The organism is Sphingopyxis panaciterrulae, assembly GCF_014199295.1.
Taxonomy (GTDB): Bacteria; Pseudomonadota; Alphaproteobacteria; order Sphingomonadales; family Sphingomonadaceae; genus Sphingopyxis; species Sphingopyxis panaciterrulae.
In genome coordinates this window covers 41416-57727 of sequence record NZ_JACIJH010000019.1, presented here as the reverse complement: position 1 = coordinate 57727, position 16312 = coordinate 41416, and the positions used below count along the sequence as shown (strand labels likewise).

16 protein-coding genes are annotated in these 16312 nt (G+C 68.9%); 1 reads left to right on the top strand and 15 read right to left on the bottom strand.

Annotated features, from left to right (window positions below):
• Positions 1-91 precede the first annotated feature (91 nt).
• From FHR21_RS19230 to gyrB, 7 genes are all read right to left on the bottom strand, one after another.
• Positions 92-2500: a ligase-associated DNA damage response DEXH box helicase gene (locus FHR21_RS19230; protein ID WP_184101288.1), complete on the bottom strand. Its 2409-nt coding sequence runs from the start codon at positions 2498-2500 to the stop codon at positions 92-94.
• A 145-nt stretch (positions 2501-2645) separates the two neighbouring features.
• Positions 2646-3548: an OmpA family protein gene (locus FHR21_RS19225; RefSeq protein WP_184101286.1), complete on the bottom strand. Its 903-nt coding sequence runs from the start codon at positions 3546-3548 to the stop codon at positions 2646-2648.
• A gap of 282 nt (positions 3549-3830) precedes the next feature.
• Entirely contained in the window at positions 3831-4313 is a 483-nt protein-coding gene (locus tag FHR21_RS19220) for an SRPBCC domain-containing protein (RefSeq protein ID WP_184101284.1), read from the bottom strand.
• The gene (locus FHR21_RS19215) at positions 4310-4648 is read right to left on the bottom strand and encodes an ArsR/SmtB family transcription factor (RefSeq protein WP_184101282.1); all 339 of its coding nucleotides are present in this window, start codon (positions 4646-4648) and stop codon (positions 4310-4312) included. Before FHR21_RS19215 ends, FHR21_RS19220 begins: the two co-directional genes overlap by 4 nt.
• Entirely contained in the window at positions 4645-5118 is a 474-nt protein-coding gene (locus FHR21_RS19210; protein ID WP_184101281.1) for a VOC family protein, read from the bottom strand. The genes FHR21_RS19215 and FHR21_RS19210 overlap by 4 nt, the downstream gene beginning before the upstream one ends.
• Positions 5119-5230: 112 nt before the next feature.
• Positions 5231-5662: a septal ring lytic transglycosylase RlpA family protein gene (locus FHR21_RS19205; protein WP_184101280.1), complete on the bottom strand. Its 432-nt coding sequence runs from the start codon at positions 5660-5662 to the stop codon at positions 5231-5233.
• Positions 5663-5768: 106 nt separating this feature from the next.
• Positions 5769-8315, bottom strand: a complete 2547-nt coding sequence (gyrB, locus tag FHR21_RS19200; RefSeq protein ID WP_246427343.1) for a DNA topoisomerase (ATP-hydrolyzing) subunit B — start codon at positions 8313-8315, stop codon at positions 5769-5771.
• 107 nt (positions 8316-8422) lie between these two features.
• Between gyrB and FHR21_RS19195 the strand changes: the two genes are divergently transcribed.
• Positions 8423-8869, top strand: a complete 447-nt coding sequence (locus FHR21_RS19195; RefSeq protein ID WP_184101278.1) for a hypothetical protein — start codon at positions 8423-8425, stop codon at positions 8867-8869.
• 8 nt (positions 8870-8877) lie between these two features.
• On the opposite strand, the gene FHR21_RS19190 is transcribed toward FHR21_RS19195, so the two are convergent.
• The 8 genes from FHR21_RS19190 to FHR21_RS19155 are packed head-to-tail and all read right to left on the bottom strand — an operon-like array spanning position 8878 to position 16198.
• On the bottom strand, positions 8878-9390 hold the full coding sequence (locus tag FHR21_RS19190; protein WP_184101277.1) for a hypothetical protein: 513 nt from the start codon (positions 9388-9390) through the stop codon (positions 8878-8880).
• Entirely contained in the window at positions 9391-10092 is a 702-nt protein-coding gene (locus FHR21_RS19185; protein ID WP_184101276.1) for a nitroreductase, read from the bottom strand.
• Positions 10079-10948, bottom strand: a complete 870-nt coding sequence (locus FHR21_RS19180; RefSeq protein WP_184101274.1) for an RDD family protein — start codon at positions 10946-10948, stop codon at positions 10079-10081. Before FHR21_RS19180 ends, FHR21_RS19185 begins: the two co-directional genes overlap by 14 nt.
• Entirely contained in the window at positions 10945-11994 is a 1050-nt protein-coding gene (locus tag FHR21_RS19175) for a stage II sporulation protein M (RefSeq protein WP_184101273.1), read from the bottom strand. Before FHR21_RS19175 ends, FHR21_RS19180 begins: the two co-directional genes overlap by 4 nt.
• Positions 11991-13322, bottom strand: a complete 1332-nt coding sequence (locus tag FHR21_RS19170) for a DUF58 domain-containing protein (RefSeq protein ID WP_246427342.1) — start codon at positions 13320-13322, stop codon at positions 11991-11993. Before FHR21_RS19170 ends, FHR21_RS19175 begins: the two co-directional genes overlap by 4 nt.
• Positions 13319-14284: an AAA family ATPase gene (locus FHR21_RS19165; RefSeq protein ID WP_184101272.1), complete on the bottom strand. Its 966-nt coding sequence runs from the start codon at positions 14282-14284 to the stop codon at positions 13319-13321. The genes FHR21_RS19170 and FHR21_RS19165 overlap by 4 nt, the downstream gene beginning before the upstream one ends.
• Positions 14274-15509, bottom strand: coding sequence for a DUF4350 domain-containing protein (locus FHR21_RS19160; RefSeq protein ID WP_184101271.1), 1236 nt, complete (start codon positions 15507-15509; stop codon positions 14274-14276). The genes FHR21_RS19165 and FHR21_RS19160 overlap by 11 nt, the downstream gene beginning before the upstream one ends.
• Positions 15506-16198 (bottom strand): DUF4129 domain-containing protein, encoded by a 693-nt coding sequence (locus tag FHR21_RS19155; protein ID WP_184101270.1) that lies wholly within the window; start codon positions 16196-16198, stop codon positions 15506-15508. The genes FHR21_RS19160 and FHR21_RS19155 overlap by 4 nt, the downstream gene beginning before the upstream one ends.
• Between the last annotated feature and the right edge of the window lie 114 nt (positions 16199-16312).

Below are 16312 nucleotides of genomic sequence, written 5' to 3'. Positions count from 1 at the left end.
GCAACCCGGTACGACAAGCTCGCCAGAAACTACGCTGGCTTCCTCAATCTCGTCGCAGCCATCAAATGTGCCGCGTGAATGTAAACGTCGCCTAGTCCCCGCTCATCGCCGCGGCGGCCAGCGCATCGGCGGCCTCGCCGAGCAGCGCGTCGTCGACGTCGGGCCCGGCAACGCTTTCGCGGCCGATCAGCACCAGCACCGGCACCGCGAGCGGGCTGATCCGCGACAGCGCGCGGTGGAGCATCGTGCCGGCGGCGCGATCGAGCAGATCGCCGAGCCGCGCGACGTCGGTCAGCCGCTCGCGCGCGTCGGCCCAGGCGGCCTCCAGGAGCAGGTGGTCGGGCTCGTATTTCTTGAGCACGTCGAAGATCAGGTCGGTCGAAAAGGTCACCTGCCTGCCGCTCTTGCGCTTGCCCGGATGCTGGCGCTCGATCAGCCCACCGATCACCGCGACCTCGCGGAAGGCCCGCTTCAGCAGATGCGATTGCTCGACCCATAGGGCGAACTCGTCGGACAGGATTTCGGCGTCGAACAGCGCCTCGGGGTTCGTCACCTCGCGCAGCGACCAGATGGCGATCGCATAGTCGGAGGCGACGAAGCCCAGCGGCTGCAGCCCGGCGCGTTCCATCCTCTTGGTGACCAGCATGCCGAGCGACTGGTGCGCGTTCCACCCCTCGAAGGGATAGCAGACCATATAATGCACACCCTCGTGCGGGAAGGTTTCGACGAGCAGCTCGCCGGGTCGCGGCAGCACCGAGCGCCGCGCCTGCATCTCCAGCCAGTCGCGTACATCGTCGGGGAAGCATCGCCAGCTTGTCGGATCGGCCAGAAAACCCCGCACCCGGTCGGCGAGTCGCGTCGAGATCGCCATGCGCGCGCCCATATAGCTCGGGATGCGCGCGGGGCGCGTCGTCGCGCGCACGATCAGGTCGGTATCGCGGATCGTCTCGACCTCAAGGCTGAGCCCCGCGAAGGCGAAGGTGTCGCCGGGGGTCAGCGTGCTCGCGAAATATTCCTCGACCCGGCCCAATCGCCGCCCGTTTCGGAAGCGTACGTCGGCCATCGGTGCCTCGACGATGATTCCGGCATTGAGCCGGTGCTGCGCCGCGAGCCGCGGGTGCGAAATGCGCCAGCCGCCATGCCCGTCGGGGGCGAGGCGCCGGAAGCGGTCATAGCTTTTGAGCGCATAGCCGCCGTCGCGCACGAAACCGAGCAGGCGGCCGAAGATCGCCGCGTCGATCCAGCGATAGGGCGCTGCGGTGCGAATCTCGGCGAGCAGGTCCGCCTCGCGAAAGGGCGCGGCACAGGCGAGTGCCATCACATGCTGCGCGAGCACGTCGAGCGCGCCGGGGCGAAAGCGGTCGGCGTCGCGCTCGCCCGCCTCCACGGCGTCCAAGGCCGCCCGCGCCTCCAGATATTCGAAGCGGTTGCCGGGCACGATCAGCGCGCGGCTCGGCTCGTCGAGCCGGTGATTGGCGCGGCCGATGCGCTGGAGCAGGCGCGACGAGCCCTTGGGCGCCCCCATCTGGATCACGCAGTCGACATCGCCCCAGTCGAGCCCCAGGTCGAGGCTGGCGGTCGCGACGAGCGCGCGGAGCCGCCCCTCGGCCATCGCGGTCTCTGCGCGCTGGCGTGCCTCGCGGTCGAGGCTGCCGTGGTGGATCGCGATAGGCAGCGACAGGTCGTTGACCTTCCACAACTCCTGAAAGATCAGCTCGGCAAGGCCGCGCGTGTTGCAGAAGATGATCGTCGTGCGGTTCTTCGCGATCTGTGCCATCACCTGATGCACCGCATAGCGACCCGAATGCCCCGCCCATGGCACCGCGCCCTCGGGCAGCAATATCCGGATATCGGGATCGGCGCCGGGCTCGCCCTCCACGAGCGTCACCGCCCTCGCATCGGCATCGGGTGCGAGCCACGCGGCATATTGCGCGGGATCGGCGATCGTCGCCGACAGGCCGACGCGGCGGAAATCGGGGGCGATCGCCTGGAGCCGCGACAGCGCGAGCGACAGCAGGTCGCCGCGCTTGCCGGGCGCGAAGGCGTGGATCTCGTCGATCACCACCGTCTTCAGCGCGGCGAACATCGCGAAACTGTCGGGATAGGACAGCAATAGCGACAGCGATTCGGGGGTGGTCAGCAAGATGTTGGGCGGCCGGCCGCGCTGCCGCGCCTTCTTGTCCGACGATGTGTCGCCGCTGCGGCTCTCGACGCTGATGCCCAGCCCCATTTCGGCGATCGGGCCGAGGAGATTGCGCTCGACGTCGGCGGCGAGCGCCTTGAGCGGCGAGACATAGAGGGTATGGAGCCGGTCCGAGGGATTCGCAGCGAGATCGACAAGGCTCGGCAGAAAGCCCGCGAGCGTCTTGCCCGCGCCGGTTGCCGCGACGAGCAGCGCATGCTCGCCGCGCTCCGCTACCGCGAGCATCTCGGCCTGATGCCGCCTGACCCGCCAGCCGCGCGTGGCAAACCAGTCGGTGAAAGGGGTGGAGAGCGGCATGGAAAGGATGTGGCGCCGTGCGAGGCGCGGGGCAAGGCCTTCTCCGACCGTCCTGCCCGTCGATTTGCACAGGAGAGGCAGTCGCCACCCCGCGCGCGGTTCCGGGCCGGAATCGATGGGGTGGGCGATGCCCACCCCATGCGCCTTAAATTCCGTCGACCGCCTTGCTGACCAGAATATTCACCGCAACGCGGCGGTTCTGGGCCTTGCCTTCGGAGGTGCTGTTGTCCGCCGCCGGATCGGCCTCTGCCATGCCGGTCGGGGTCAGCATGCGATAGGGTTTCCAGCCGCAGGCCTGCTGAAGATAGTTGACGACGCCGCTGGCGCGCTTTTCGCTCAGGGCCTGGTTCAGTTCCTGGCTTCCTGTGGAATCGGTGTAGCCGACGACGAGCAGCAACGCGTTGTCCGTCGCTTCGGCCTGGCTCGCTGCGGCGCAGAGATCGGCTTTCGCCTGCTCGGAGAGCACCGCCTTGCCGGTGTCGAAATTCACGTTCGTCGTGCTTTTGACATTATACTGGTCGATATCGCCCACGCGGCCGCGCAGCGCCTCGGTTGCCGCGGTCTGTTCGGCAAAGCGCTGGTCGGTGCCGGTATGGATCATCGACGCGGTCCTGAGGTCCTTGCTCTTGAGATCGACCTCGCTCGCCACCAGACCGCCATCCCACTGCAAGGTCTCGACCGAGACCGGCAGGCCGTTGAGCAGCGAATCCGCGGCAAGCTTGTTGCGGCTGAGGCCCAGGAATCCGCCGCTGGACTTGATCCGAGTGTTTTCGGTGATGGCGATCATGGTGTTGTTGCCATCGGCGGTCCGGACCTGCATCCGACCGTCGCCGCGCGCGGAGATGATGCCTTCGATCTCGGGGCCCTTTGTCATCTCTTCCGGTGAGGGCAGCGTGCCATAGACGGTCGTCATGACATTGCCTTCCGGCGCTTCCTGCTGCTGGTCCTGCGACGGATCCTCCTGCTGCGCAGCAAGGCTTGCCGTCGCTGACCCGGCAGCCATGGCCAGCAGCAGCAAGATTCTTGGACTTTTGCGAACGACACTCATCACCCTATTCCCTTCGATTGTATCAGCGCCCCCGCATGCTCGCCTCGTCTTCAGTCAAACCTTTCTGGCAGATGAACAGACTCGGCAAGATGGCGGCTGCGCGGGCCATTCGAGCGCATTGTGCGGCGAGTCGATGAAGACGTCGTCGTGCCGGCCTGACCGGGGCGTGCGGCGATTCACGGCGACAGGACCCAAGAGGGAAGGCTGCGACCGCCGGAGCTACCGGAAAAGCGCGGGGCCGAGGTCGTGGGCGACGGCGAAACTCGTTCGCTGGCCCGCGCCTCAGTCGATGTTCGCGGAAATCGCGCCCATACGCGTCAACAGTTGACGCCAATGCTCGCCCAGCCGCTGCTGGAACAGCATCAGCTCGAAGCCGTGCCGTGCGGCATGGCGCTGCGGGATCGCATCCCAGCCGCGATGCTCGACGGTCACGCGGGTTTCGTCGCCCACCGCTTCGAAGCGTATCTCGACCTCGGTCGCCTGATCGGCCGCGAAGCTCGGCAGACGCCAGCGGAAGGCGAGGCATTCGCCGGGCGACCAGCGCCGCACCGCGCCGATCTCCCATTCCTCGCCGTCGGCGAAGCGGGTGACGAGGCGGCCGCCGGGTCCCTCGGGGTCGAAACGGAGCGTGCCGTCGCCCTTCGGCGAGAGCGGAAAGAGCGGGTGGCTCGTCCACCAGCGGCCGATGTCGCGGGTAAAGACGGTGAAGGCCGCCAGCGGCGTCGCGGCGACGCGCAGCGCGACGATGACCGCCGCGCCGCTCAAGCGCCGTCCTCGACGCCGCCTTCGATATGGCGCTTGAAGCTCGCGAGCTGGTGCGCCCAGCGCGCCTCGGTCTCGGCGAGCCAGGTCTTGAGCTCGTCGGTCGCGCCGTCCTTCAGGCGATAGATGCGCACCCGCGCGTCGAAATCGGGGTGCGCGTCCTCGACCAGCCCGCCGGCCTTGAGCGCGCGCAGATGACGGCTCATCGCCGGCGGCGCGAGGCCGAGCGCACCCGCGAGCTCGCCGGCGCTGCGCGGCCGTTCGCGCAGCAGCTCGACCGCGCGGCGGCGCTGGGGGTCGGCGAGCGCGGCGAGGGTGCGGTCGAGCGCGGCGCTCAATCGTCGAGCCGCGTCTTGGTGGTAAAGCCGCCCTCGGCGTCCCATTCCTCCGCGGTCTTGGCTTCGACGGTGACGCCGAAGGTCCAGATATGTCCCTCGGGGTCCCTGGCGCGATAGGTGCGGTCGCCGTAGAATTGGGTTTCCGGCGCGGCGATGATGGCGGCTCCCGCGCTGCGCGCGCGGTCGCAATGCGCGTCGATATCCTCGCCGACGCCGAGCTGGACGTGGACGCTTTGCGTATTCCTGCCGCCCAGCGATTTCGGGCTGCGGTGATCGTCCGACCATTCGTTGCCGACCATGACCACCGATGTGCCATAGCCCATCTCGCTGTGCGCGAGATGGCCGTCGGCATCGAGCAGCACGAACAGCGGCTCGAATCCGAACGCCTCCTCGAGCCAGCGGAAGGCGGCCTTGCTGTCCTGATAGCTGATCGCGCTCGAAAGCCCCTTGGGGCGATGCTGCTCGGTCATCCCGTCTCTCCTGCGAATCATATGATTTCGCATTCATAGAATATTTTTTTTAAAATGAAAATATATGGCCGGAAAGAACCGATTCCTTTTCGCGGAAGCGGGCGTAATTGTCTCAGTCGGCGGCGCCGATGGCGCCCTCGGTCTTGTCCGCCGCGGCGAGTTCGCTCTCGCCGTCGAGCAGCGTCATGCTGACCCGGGCGACACCGCTGCGCCGCATGTCGATCTCGCGTGCCGCGGCGTCGCTGACGTCGATCACGCGGCCGCGGCTGAACGGGCCGCGGTCGTTGATGCGGACGATTACGCTCTTGCCGTTAGCGAGGTTGGTGACGCGCACCCGGCTGCCGAAGGCGAGGGTTCGGTGCGCGGCGGTCAGTTCGTCGGGGTCGAAACGTTCGCCGCTCGCGGTGCGGTTGCCGGCGAGTTCGTCGCCGTAATAGCTCGCCATCCCGCTGCCGATTTCGGCGCTGTCGTCGGCATCCTGCTCCTGCGCGGCGACCGGAATCGCGAGCAGCAGCGGCAGGATCATGACCATCAAGCGGCGCATATCGGCCTCCCCCTTATTCAGGTGGGCGGCATCAAGCAGCGCGGGCGCCGGGCCGCAAGCCGTCAGCGCCGCGCTGGTCGGAAACTGCGCCTAGCCGTTTCGGCGATCAGACGTCGAGATTGGCGACCGACAGCGCATTGGTCTGGATGAAATCGCGCCGCGGCTCGACCTCGTCGCCCATCAGCCGCTCGAAGATTTCGTGCGCGACGTCGGCCTGTTCGGCCTCGACGCGCAGCAGCGAGCGGTTGGCGGGGTCGAGCGTGGTTTCCCACAATTGCTCGGCGTTCATCTCACCCAGCCCCTTGTAGCGGCTGATGCTGAGCCCCTTGCGGCTGTGCGCGAAGATCGCGTCGAGCAGTTCGGACGGGCGCGTCACCGGGTTGGCCTTGGCGCTGCTCGCCGCGGGCGCTTCGCCTTCGGCGTCCTCCTCGGCGGCTTCGACCTCGACCGCCGCCGCGCCGGTCGCCTTCACCAGCCGCGCCGGGCTGGCATAGGTTTCGGCCTGCTCGGCGGCGAGCTTGTGGAGGCGGCGCGCTTCCTGGCTCGCGAGGAAGGCGGCGTCGATCGCGTGATGGTCGCTGACCCCGCGCCAGCGGCGTTCGAGCGTATAGCCGCCGCCCTCGACGGCCGAGACGGTCCATTGCGCCTCGCTGCCGCCGGTCAGCGCGCGCTCGGCGGCGCCCAGCCACCGGGCCGCGGTCTCGGCGGCGCTGTGGCGGCCTCCGGCGTCGAGATCGGGGTCGAGCGCGCCGGTCAGGGCCAGCGCCTCGATCAGCGCATGATCGAGGGTGCGCGGCACATAACGCATCAGCGCGCGCAGGCGCCGGGCGTGGTCGATCAGGTCGCGCAGATCGTTGCCCGACCGCGCGCCGCCCGCGCTTTCGAGCAGCAGCGCGTCGATGCCCGCATCGACCAGATAGTTTTCGAGCGCGGTGTCGTCCTTCAGATAGACCTCGCTGCGCCCCTTCGCGACCTTGTAGAGCGGCGGCTGGGCGATGTAGAGATGGCCGTTCTCGATAATCTCCGGCATCTGGCGATAGAAGAAGGTCAGCAGCAGCGTGCGGATATGCGCGCCGTCGACATCGGCGTCGGTCATGATGACGATCTTGTGATATCTGAGCTTGTCGATCGTGAACTCGTCGCGGATGCCGGTGCCGAGCGCCTGGATCAGCGTTCCCACCTCCTTCGACGAGATGATGCGGTCGAAGCGCGCGCGCTCGACGTTCAATATCTTGCCCTTCAGCGGCAGGATCGCCTGGACGTGGCGGTCGCGGCCCTGCTTGGCGCTGCCGCCTGCGGAATCGCCCTCGACCAGGAACAGCTCGCATTTCGCCGGATCGCGTTCCTGACAGTCGGCGAGCTTGCCGGGCAGGCTCGCAATATCCATTACGCCCTTGCGGCGGGTCAGTTCGCGTGCCTTTTTCGCGGCTTCGCGTGCCGCGGCGGCGTCGACGACCTTCTGGATCACGGTCTTGGCGTGCGCGGGATTTTCCTCGAGCCATTCGGTCATCCGGTCGGCCATCAGGCTTTCGAGCGGCTGGCGAACTTCGCTGCTGACCAGCTTGTCCTTGGTCTGCGAGCTGAATTTGGGGTCGGGCAGCTTGACCGAGACGATCGCGGTCAGGCCTTCGCGCATATCCTCGCCGGTCAGGCTGACCTTCTCCTTCTTGAGCAGCCCCGACTTCTCGCCATAGCCGTTGAGCGTGCGGGTCAGCGCGGCGCGGAAGGCGGCGAGGTGGGTGCCGCCGTCGCGCTGCGGGATGTTGTTCGTGAAGCAGAGGACATTTTCATAATAGCTGTCGTTCCACTCGAGCGCGACCTCGATGCCGATGCCGTCGCGTTCGCTGCTGATCGCGATCGGATCGGGCAGCAGCGGTGTCTTGTTGCGGTCGAGCCATTTGACGAAGGCCGCGATGCCGCCTTCATAGAACAGGTCATGCACGACATGCTCGGTGCTGCGCGCGTCGACCAGCTTGATGCGGACGCCCGAATTCAGGAAGGCGAGCTCGCGATAGCGGTGCTCGAGCTTCTCGAAATCGAACTCGATGACGTTCTTGAACGTCTCGGTCGAGGCCTGAAAGGTGACGCGCGTGCCCTTCTTGCCCGCGGGCGCGGGGCCGCGGACGATGAGCGGGGCGACCGAATCGCCATGTTCGAAGCGCATCCAATGCTCTTCGCCGTCGCGCCAGATCGTCAGTTCCAGCCATTCCGACAGCGCGTTGACCACCGAAACGCCGACGCCGTGCAGGCCGCCCGACACCTTGTAGGCATTGTCGTCGCTGCTATTCTCGAACTTCCCGCCGGCGTGGAGCTGGGTCATAATGACCTCGGCCGCCGAAATGCCCTCCTCGGCATGGATGCCGGTCGGGATGCCGCGGCCATTGTCCTCGACGCTGACCGATCCGTCGCTGTTCAATGTGATGAGCACGAGGTCGCAATGCCCGGCCAGCGCCTCGTCGATCGCATTGTCGCTGACTTCGAACACCATGTGATGCAGGCCCGACCCGTCGTCGGTGTCGCCGATATACATGCCCGGCCGCTTGCGCACCGCGTCCAGGCCCTTGAGGACCTTGATCGAATCGGCGCCATAGGCGCTCTTGTTGGGCTGCTTGGCGCCGCCTTCGGGCGTCTGGTTTTCAGGGGTGTCCGTCATGCCCATCATATAGGGTCCGGGGCGGCAAAACCCAAGCGAAAATGCGCTTCCCGGCCTCTCCGCGCAGGGCGTTGCGCGCGGCCGCCGCGGCGGCTAGTTTCGGCGCCATGACACGCCTTCCCCTGCATCGCCCCGCCCTCCTCGTCCCGACGCTTGCGGCGCTAGCGCTCGCCGGCTGCTCGCAGCCCGCGCCACCCGCCGACAATGCCAAGCTCGCGAGCGGCGAGCCGCTTGCGACGCGCGCGGTGATGATCGGCACCGAAGGCCCCAGCCTGCCCGCCTGTTCGAGCATCAGCCGGGTCGAGGACGGCGGCACCGACGTCTATTGGGCGCCGGGCGAAACGCGCGCGGTGAAGGCGCGGCTCGCGGGCGGCACGCCGGTGTCGCTGTGCGAGGCGGCGGACAACGACGCCTGGTTCGGCATCGTCTTCGCGGCGCCCGGGACCGACAAGGACATGTGCGGCGTCGGCCGCTCGGTCGCCAATGCGCGCGAATATCAGGGCCCGTGCCGCTGGGGCTGGATTCGCGGCGGAACGGTGCGGCTGGGCGCTTGACAGCGCGCTCAGCGGCAATCCTCGATCACGCGTCCGATTTCCGACTGTACGGGCAACGTCAGCGCGCTGCCGTTGCTTGCTTCGAGCGCGAAGCGGCCGCGGCTGAAGGCGATGCGGTCGAGTCGCGGATCGCGCGCGGGCAGCGTGGCCCCGCCGCCGTCGAAGCGCAGCCGGTCGCTGCCCGCCGTGGTTCTGAGGGTCACGTCGAGCGGCTGTCCCGCCGACCCGAGGCCGGCGGAGAGGCGTAGGCCGCTGCCGCTGCACGCCAGGGTGACGAGCGGGCTCGCGCTGCCGGTCTGGACGAAGCGTGCGGTGCGGCTGCCCGCGTCGTAGCGCCAGGCGCCCGCGTCGAGCGCGCGTTCGTCCCACGCCCTGGCGGGTGGGGTCGGCGCGGGTGGCGGCGGGGCCGCGATCGGCGCGGGGGCGGGGGGCGGCGCCTCGGGCGTCGGGATCGCGGTGCAGCCCGCGATGGCCAGCGTCAGCACCGCGGCGGTGCAGCAAAAAACCTGTTTCCGGTTCACTCAGGCAAATCCCCGCCAGTCGATTGCTTCTTCGATGTCGGCGCGCGGCACCGGCCACTGGTTCACCGCCGCCGCCTCGTCGGCATAGCCGATCGCGAGGCCGCTGAAGAGGATTTGATCGTCGCCCAGCCCGAGCGTCGCACGGACCGTCGCACCGTACATCGCCCAGCATTCCTGCGGGCAGCTCGCGAGTCCCTGTTCGACGAGCAGCAGCATCACCGATTGCAGCCACATTCCCATGTCGGCCCATTGCGGCGGCCCCATGATCCGCGAGCAATGGAGAAAGAGCATCACCGGCGCCCCGAAGCCGGTGTAATTATGCATGAATTGCGCGAGCCGACCCCGCTTGTCTTCGCGCGGGATGCCGAGCGAGGCATAGAGCGCCTCGCCGACGCCGAACCGGCGCGCGTCCCACGGCTCGGTCAGCCCGCGGGGGTAGATGTCATATTCTGCCTGCTGCCCCTCGCGCCCCATCGCGATGCGCGCCGCGACGGCGTCCTTCATCGCCTGCCATGGCTCGCCGGTCAGCACGGTCGCCTGCCACGGCTGGAGGTTGCCGCCCGAGGGCGCGCGCTGCGCCGTCGCGAACACGTCGGCGAGCAGCGCGGGGTCGACCGGCCGGTCGGTGAAGGCCCGCACCGAACGACGCCGGTGCAGCGCATCGGCAAGGGAGGAGAGGGGAAGCGTGTCAGTCACTGGCATATTTGTCCTCGCGGCGTTTTCCGAACAGCAGACCGCGTTCGAGCCGGGCCTTGAGCTGGCGATAATAGGATATAAGGAAGACGTCATCCTCTTCGGCGACCGGGCGGCCGATCTTCGCGCGGATCGTGTCGGCGACCTCGCGCATCGTCCGGGCGTCGCTGGTGCGCAGCACGCGCTCCAGCTCCTGCAGTTCGTAGATGCCATAGACCGCAAGCTCGGCATCGTCGAACAGGATCGCCTGCGCCGCCTCGCCCGCCGCGATGTCGCGGTCGAGCCGCGCGCGCGTCGCCATGACCACCCACGTCCCCGCGATCAGGTCGCCCATCCGCATCCGGTCGCGGTTGAAGAAGAGAAAGAGGCTGAGCGTCAGCGCCCAGGCAAGGCCGAACAGCGCGGTCCAGGCGCCGACCATATCCTCGGCCGCGCCGACCGAGATCATGGTCAGCGGCAAGAAGAGTTCGAGCTCGCGGATCAGGTTGCGCGCGACCACGGCGTCGGCGGTCAGCCGCCCGCCGTCGCGCGCGACGACGCGGATGCCCATCAGCCGCTTGCCCGGCGTCGCGGCGCGCTGCCCGAGCTCGAAGCCGATGAACCAGAAGTTGCGGAGCAGGAAGCCGCCGAGCATCCAGATGCTGACCATGATGTCCGATCGCGACGCGATGCCGAGCCATATCACCAGCAACGTGAAGACGATCAGCGCCCCCACGATCAGCATCATGTCGACGATCAGCGCGCCGAGCCGCAGGCCCGAACTGGCGATCTTCAGCTCTAGGTCGACCCCCTCGGGGGTCACGAACTGGCGGACCTTCTTCGCCTGCGCGCGGCGCTGCCGGACGAGCGTCTCGGCGGGCGTCATGCCGCCGCCGCCTTGCGCGGAAGATAATAATAGCCGAGCCAGAAGAGCAGCATCAGCGTGCCGATGCCATAGCGGACGAGCGTATCGGTGATGAGCTGGCGCCCGAAGCCTTCGAGCAGGCCGGCGGCGAGCAGCATCACGATCACCCCGACCATCACCTTCCCCGCGGTGCGTCCCGCCGCCGCCGCGGCTTCGAGCCGGCCCATCGCGCCGGGAAAGACGACCGCGGTGCCGATGCGCAGCCCCGCCGCCCCGGCGAGTACCGCGGCGAACAGCTCGGTGGTCCCGTGGATGAACAGCCAGCCGCCGAAATCGACGCCGAGCCCCTTGCTGGTGAAGAGCGCGAGCATCGCGCCCAGCGACAGCCCCTGATAATATTCGAGGATCAGCGTCGGCACCCCGAAGGCGAAGCCGAGCGCGAAGGCCATGATCGAAACGCGGCTGTTGTGGGTGAAGAGATAGGTGGCAAAGACGTGCAGCGCGCCCTCCTCCTCGCCCGCCGGCGCCTTGCCGTGACCGAGGGTGCTCTGCAGATATTCGACGCTGGCGCGCGGGTCGCGCCCACCGGATATGCCCTCGGGAATGAAATGGAAATACCAGTCGGGCTGGCTCGCGACGAGCGCCCAGCTCGTCAGCACGCCGAGCAGCAGCACCGCCGCGACGACCAGCGTTTCCTTCCACAGCGCGCGCACCGCGGCGGGCCAGTCGTGGAGAAGGAAGCGGCCAAGCCGGCCGAGGCGCGACTGGCGCACGCCATAGATGAGGAAATAGCCGCGCATCGACAGCGCCTCGAGATGGTCGAGCAGCGCCTTGTCGAGGCTGGTCGCGCGCGCGATCGACAGCGAAGAGAGCGTCGCGCGATAGAGCGAGGGAAGCTGCAGCAGCTCGTCGCTCGACAGCCCGCGGGCGCCCTTCTTCTCGAGCCGGGTGAGCAGCGCGTCGAAGGCGATCCAGTCGGCCTCGCGCTCGGCGCGGAAGCGTTCGGTCGAAAAGGCCGGCGTCGCGGCGCTGGTGCGGCCGGCGGCGGAGGTATCGGGCGGCGTCACAGGCTGCCCTGCCGCTTGATGCCCAGATAGGCATCGACGACTCGCGCGCCCATCGCGTCCGCGGGAACCTCGATCACATCGACGCCCATCCGCTGGAGCCGCGCGATGACGAGCTGGCGGCCGGCCAGCATCGCCGCGGCGACATTGGCGCGGGTGACATCGGTCGCGCTCCCGGGCCGCCGGCGCTCCTCGCTCTCCAGCTCCTCGTCCTTGATGACGACGAACAGCAGCCGATGCTTCTGCGCCAGCCGCCCGGCGGCACGGATCATCAGGTCGGCGCTCGTCGCGTCGGTGAATTCGGTGAACAGGACGATCAGCGCGCGCCGTTCGAGCCGGGCACCGAGCGCGGCGAGCGCGAGGGTGAAATTGCTTTCGACATGGGCATAGTCGATGCCGCTCGCGGCGCGCTGCAACGCCGGGAAATCCTGGATGTGCATATAGGCGGGGGTCAGCGCCTGCGGCTTGGCCGCGAAGGAAAAAAGGCTGATCCGGTCGCCGAACTTGAGCCCCGCATAGGCCAGGAGCAGTGCTGCCGACACCGCGCGGTCGACGCGTGGCAGGCCGTCCACCGGCTCGGCCATCGTCCGCCCGCCATCGATGGCGAGGACGACGCGATTGTCGCGCTCGACGCGATATTCCTTGGCGAACAGTTTCAGATGGCGCGCCGAGGCGGTCCAGTCGATCGCGCGCCGGTCCATCCCGGCCCGATATTCGGTCAGCGCCTCATATTCGCTGCCTTCGCCGCGCAGCCGCTGTTGCCTGAGGCCGAACCAGCTATTGCGCTGGAACAGGCGCTTGCCCTCCTCGCTCGCGGCGCGCAGGCTGGGCACGACGGCGATCCGCCCCTCGACCGCGAAGCGCCGCTGCTTCCAGACGAGGCCGAGCGGCCCGCGCCAGCGCATCCACAGCGCCTCGATCCGCGCTTCGCCGCGCCGCGCCGCGACCAACGGCAGCGTCGCGACCAGCGCCTGCGGTTCGTCGGCGCGGCGCAGGCGGCCGGCGATGCGCCCGCCTGCGGCCAGCCGCTCGTCGACCGCGAGCGCCAGCTCGGCGTCGGCCGGCAATATGCGCCGGCTGCGCGCCACGATTCGCAGGTCGAAGGGATCGCCGACCCCGACCTGATGCGGAAAGCGCGCGTCGAGCGACAGCGCGCGCGGATGGGCGCCCGCCAGCAGGTCGAGGATCAGGCAGGCGAGGATGACGCCGATCCAGCCGGGCGCGACCAGCCACAGCTCGGGCCGCATCAGGCCAAGCAGCAGCGCCACCGGGGCGCCCGCAAGCAGCAGCAGGATCGCGCGGCGGGTCGGATAGGTCGCGTTTCGGTTCAACGGGGAACTTCCTCGCGCTCGAGCAGCGCCGCGACGACCTCTTCGACGCTGCGGCCTTCGATCTCCGCGGCGGCCGACAGGATGACGCGGTGGCGCAGCACCCCGGCGGCGAGGCGCTGGACGTCGTCGGGGATCGCATAGTCGCGTCCGTCGAGCGCCGCGGCGGCGCAGGCGGCGCGCGCGAGCAGCGTCGCGGCGCGGGGGCTGGCGCCGCATTCCAGGTCGGCGCTCTCGCGCGTCGCGCGGACGATGCGGACGATATAGTCGACGATCTCGTCGGCGAGCCGGACGCCCGCGATCGTGTCGATCGCGGCGGCGATGGCCTGCGCGTCGGCGATGCGCTCGACGCCGAAGTCGGCGACTGCGGGGCTTTTGAACCTTCCGCCATGATCGGCGACGATCCGCCGTTCCGCCTCGACGTCGGGATAGTCGACGACCAGCTTGAACAGAAAACGGTCGAGCTGCGCCTCGGGCAGCGGATAGACGCCCTGCTGTTCGATCGGGTTCTGGGTCGCGAGCACGGTGAAGCGCGGGCTCATCGCGTGCGGCTCGCCGCCCAGCGTCACGCGCCGTTCCTGCATCGCCTCCAGCAGCGCCGCCTGCGTCTTGGGCGGGGTGCGGTTGATCTCGTCGGCGAGCAGCAGTTCGGTGAAGATCGGTCCCTTGGTCAGGGTAAAGCTCGACGTCTGGAAGTTGAACAGGTTCGACCCCAATATGTCGCCCGGCATCAGATCGGGGGTGAACTGGATGCGCCCATAGTCGAGCCCGACGGCGCGGGCGAAGGCCTGCGCCAGCAGGGTCTTGGCGGTGCCCGGCGGACCTTCGAGCAGGATGTGTCCGCCCGCGAGCAGCGCGATCGTGACCATGCGGGTCAGCTCGGTCTGACCGAACACGGCTTTCGCGACCTCGCCTTCGATCGCCGCGCCGAGCGCCTGGACGCCTTCGATATCCTTAGCCGTCACGCAGAAGATCCTTTCTGATGTCGTGGAGCGCCTGCGCGTCCGCGAGGAATTCGTGGGAGGAGCGCGCGAGCGGCAGGCGCCGCGCGATGGCCGAGAAACTGTCGCGCCCGGCGGACAGGTGCCGGTCGATCCAGCTATCGGTTTCGCGCTCGTCGAGACCCGACGGGGCGTGGAGGCGGCGCGCGATGGCGCGGCGCTGGCCCTGGACATAGGCGCCGGCGCCTTCGAGTTCGCGGCCCGCCCGCGCGATCAGTTCGGCGCTGTTCGCGATCAGCGCCGCCTTCGATACCGGAATCGCGCGGCTCGGCCGCAGCGCCGGGCCGAAGCGCACCCAGACCTGCCACAGCGCGAGCAAGGCCGCGGCGAGCAGGCAGAGGGTGATGCCGATGAAGGGGGGCACGAAGGCGAAGCGGAGCAGCGATTTCTGCCCGCCGAAGCCGGCAAGCGTCAGGTCGAAGACAAGGGCGCCGGCGTTCGCGTCCTCGGCGATCGCATCGAGCAGCAGCGCGGCGCCGCGCGCTCCGTCGCGTGAGGCGAAAGCGAGATTGTCGATCAGGTCGGGGTCGGCGAGAATATAGAGGTCGGCGTCGCGCGCCCGCGCGAGCACTGCGCCGCCGCCCGGTGCCGCGACCAATGTCTCGAGGTCGTCGCCGGTCACGGTCTGGACGCCGGCGGGAAGCGTCAGATCGATCGGCCGCCCGGCGATATCGGCGCGGACGCGCGTTGCCGCGCCGCTGCTCGTGCCGGTCTCGACCGTGCCGAAACGCGCTTCGGGCAGCAGCCGGCCCGGGGGCGGAACCGGAAAGGCGGGACCGGACCAGCCGGGCTTGGGCGCTTCGCCGAGCATCGGCATGGTGCGCCATTTGGGCAGGACGACCAGCACCGGCGCCTCGCCCTGCGCGTCGATCAGCCCGGCGACCTCGCCGGGCAAGGCCTCGTGGGTCGGTGTCAGGATCAGCAACGGCTGCCATTCGCCGCCGCGCCAGCGTTCGATGCGGCGGCGCAGCTCGACGTCGGCGCCCGCGCGCTCGGCGAGGTCGACGATGGCGGCGAAGCCGGGCGCGCCGCGCGACAGCGCATGCCCCTTCCCGTCGTTGCCGCTCTTGAGCTGGGGGCCTAGCGCGATCAGCGCCCACAGCGCGACGAAGGCGATCAGCCCGATCGCGATCACGCCGCCGATCAGCCGCGGGTCGAACGCCTTCTCGCTCGCGCCCGCGCCGCTCACGTCCGCGCCCAATTCTTCGGCACCGTCAGTTCGGCATAGGCGGAACGGCAGCTTTCCCAGGTGTCGCCGCCGATCGCGCGGCCGCCGAACAGGCTGATCTCGACCGCGCGCGCGATGCGGCTGAAGGCGGTGCGCGCAACGGTCGGCAGGTCGTGCGCCGCGGCCAGTTCGCGCGAGGTCATCGCCGGCCGTACCAGCCCCGGTCGCCGCCCTTCGATATCCTCGACGCTGCGATAGAGCAGCAGGTGGATCGCCTCGGCGAAGCGGCCCGCGGCGGCGAGCGCGTCGGCTTCGGCGAGCAGCGCGCGCGCCGCGCCGGCCTCGGCGACCCCCTCGACGTCATCCTCGCCCCCCTCCTTGCGGGCGCGGAAGAAGGGCAGGCTATCGACCCAACGCGCAAAGGCCGGAACGAAATGATAGAGCAGCAGCAGCGCCAGCGCGATGGCGGCGATCCACAGCAGCGGCTTGACGGCGGGCTGGCTCCATTCGAAGAAATCGCGCAGCGCCGCGAACAGCGATTTCAGCCAGTCGGGGGTTTCGGGCGGGTCGGGCATCGCGGGCAGGCTGGTCTGGATGCCGCCGCCGGCCATCGTCTGGCGATAGCCCCGGTCGACGAGTTCGGGGTCGATCAGCCAGCCGTCGTCCGACGCGGCGGCAACGGCTGCCTGGGCGAGGCCGGCCGGCATCATGGTGAAACTCTGGCCCCGCCTGTTTCGATCATCGCCGACAGCGGTAGCGCGAGCGGCGGCGCCAAGGCAAGAGAGGCTTGCACCCCGTCGGGCGCCGTTCTAGCCCACGGCAGA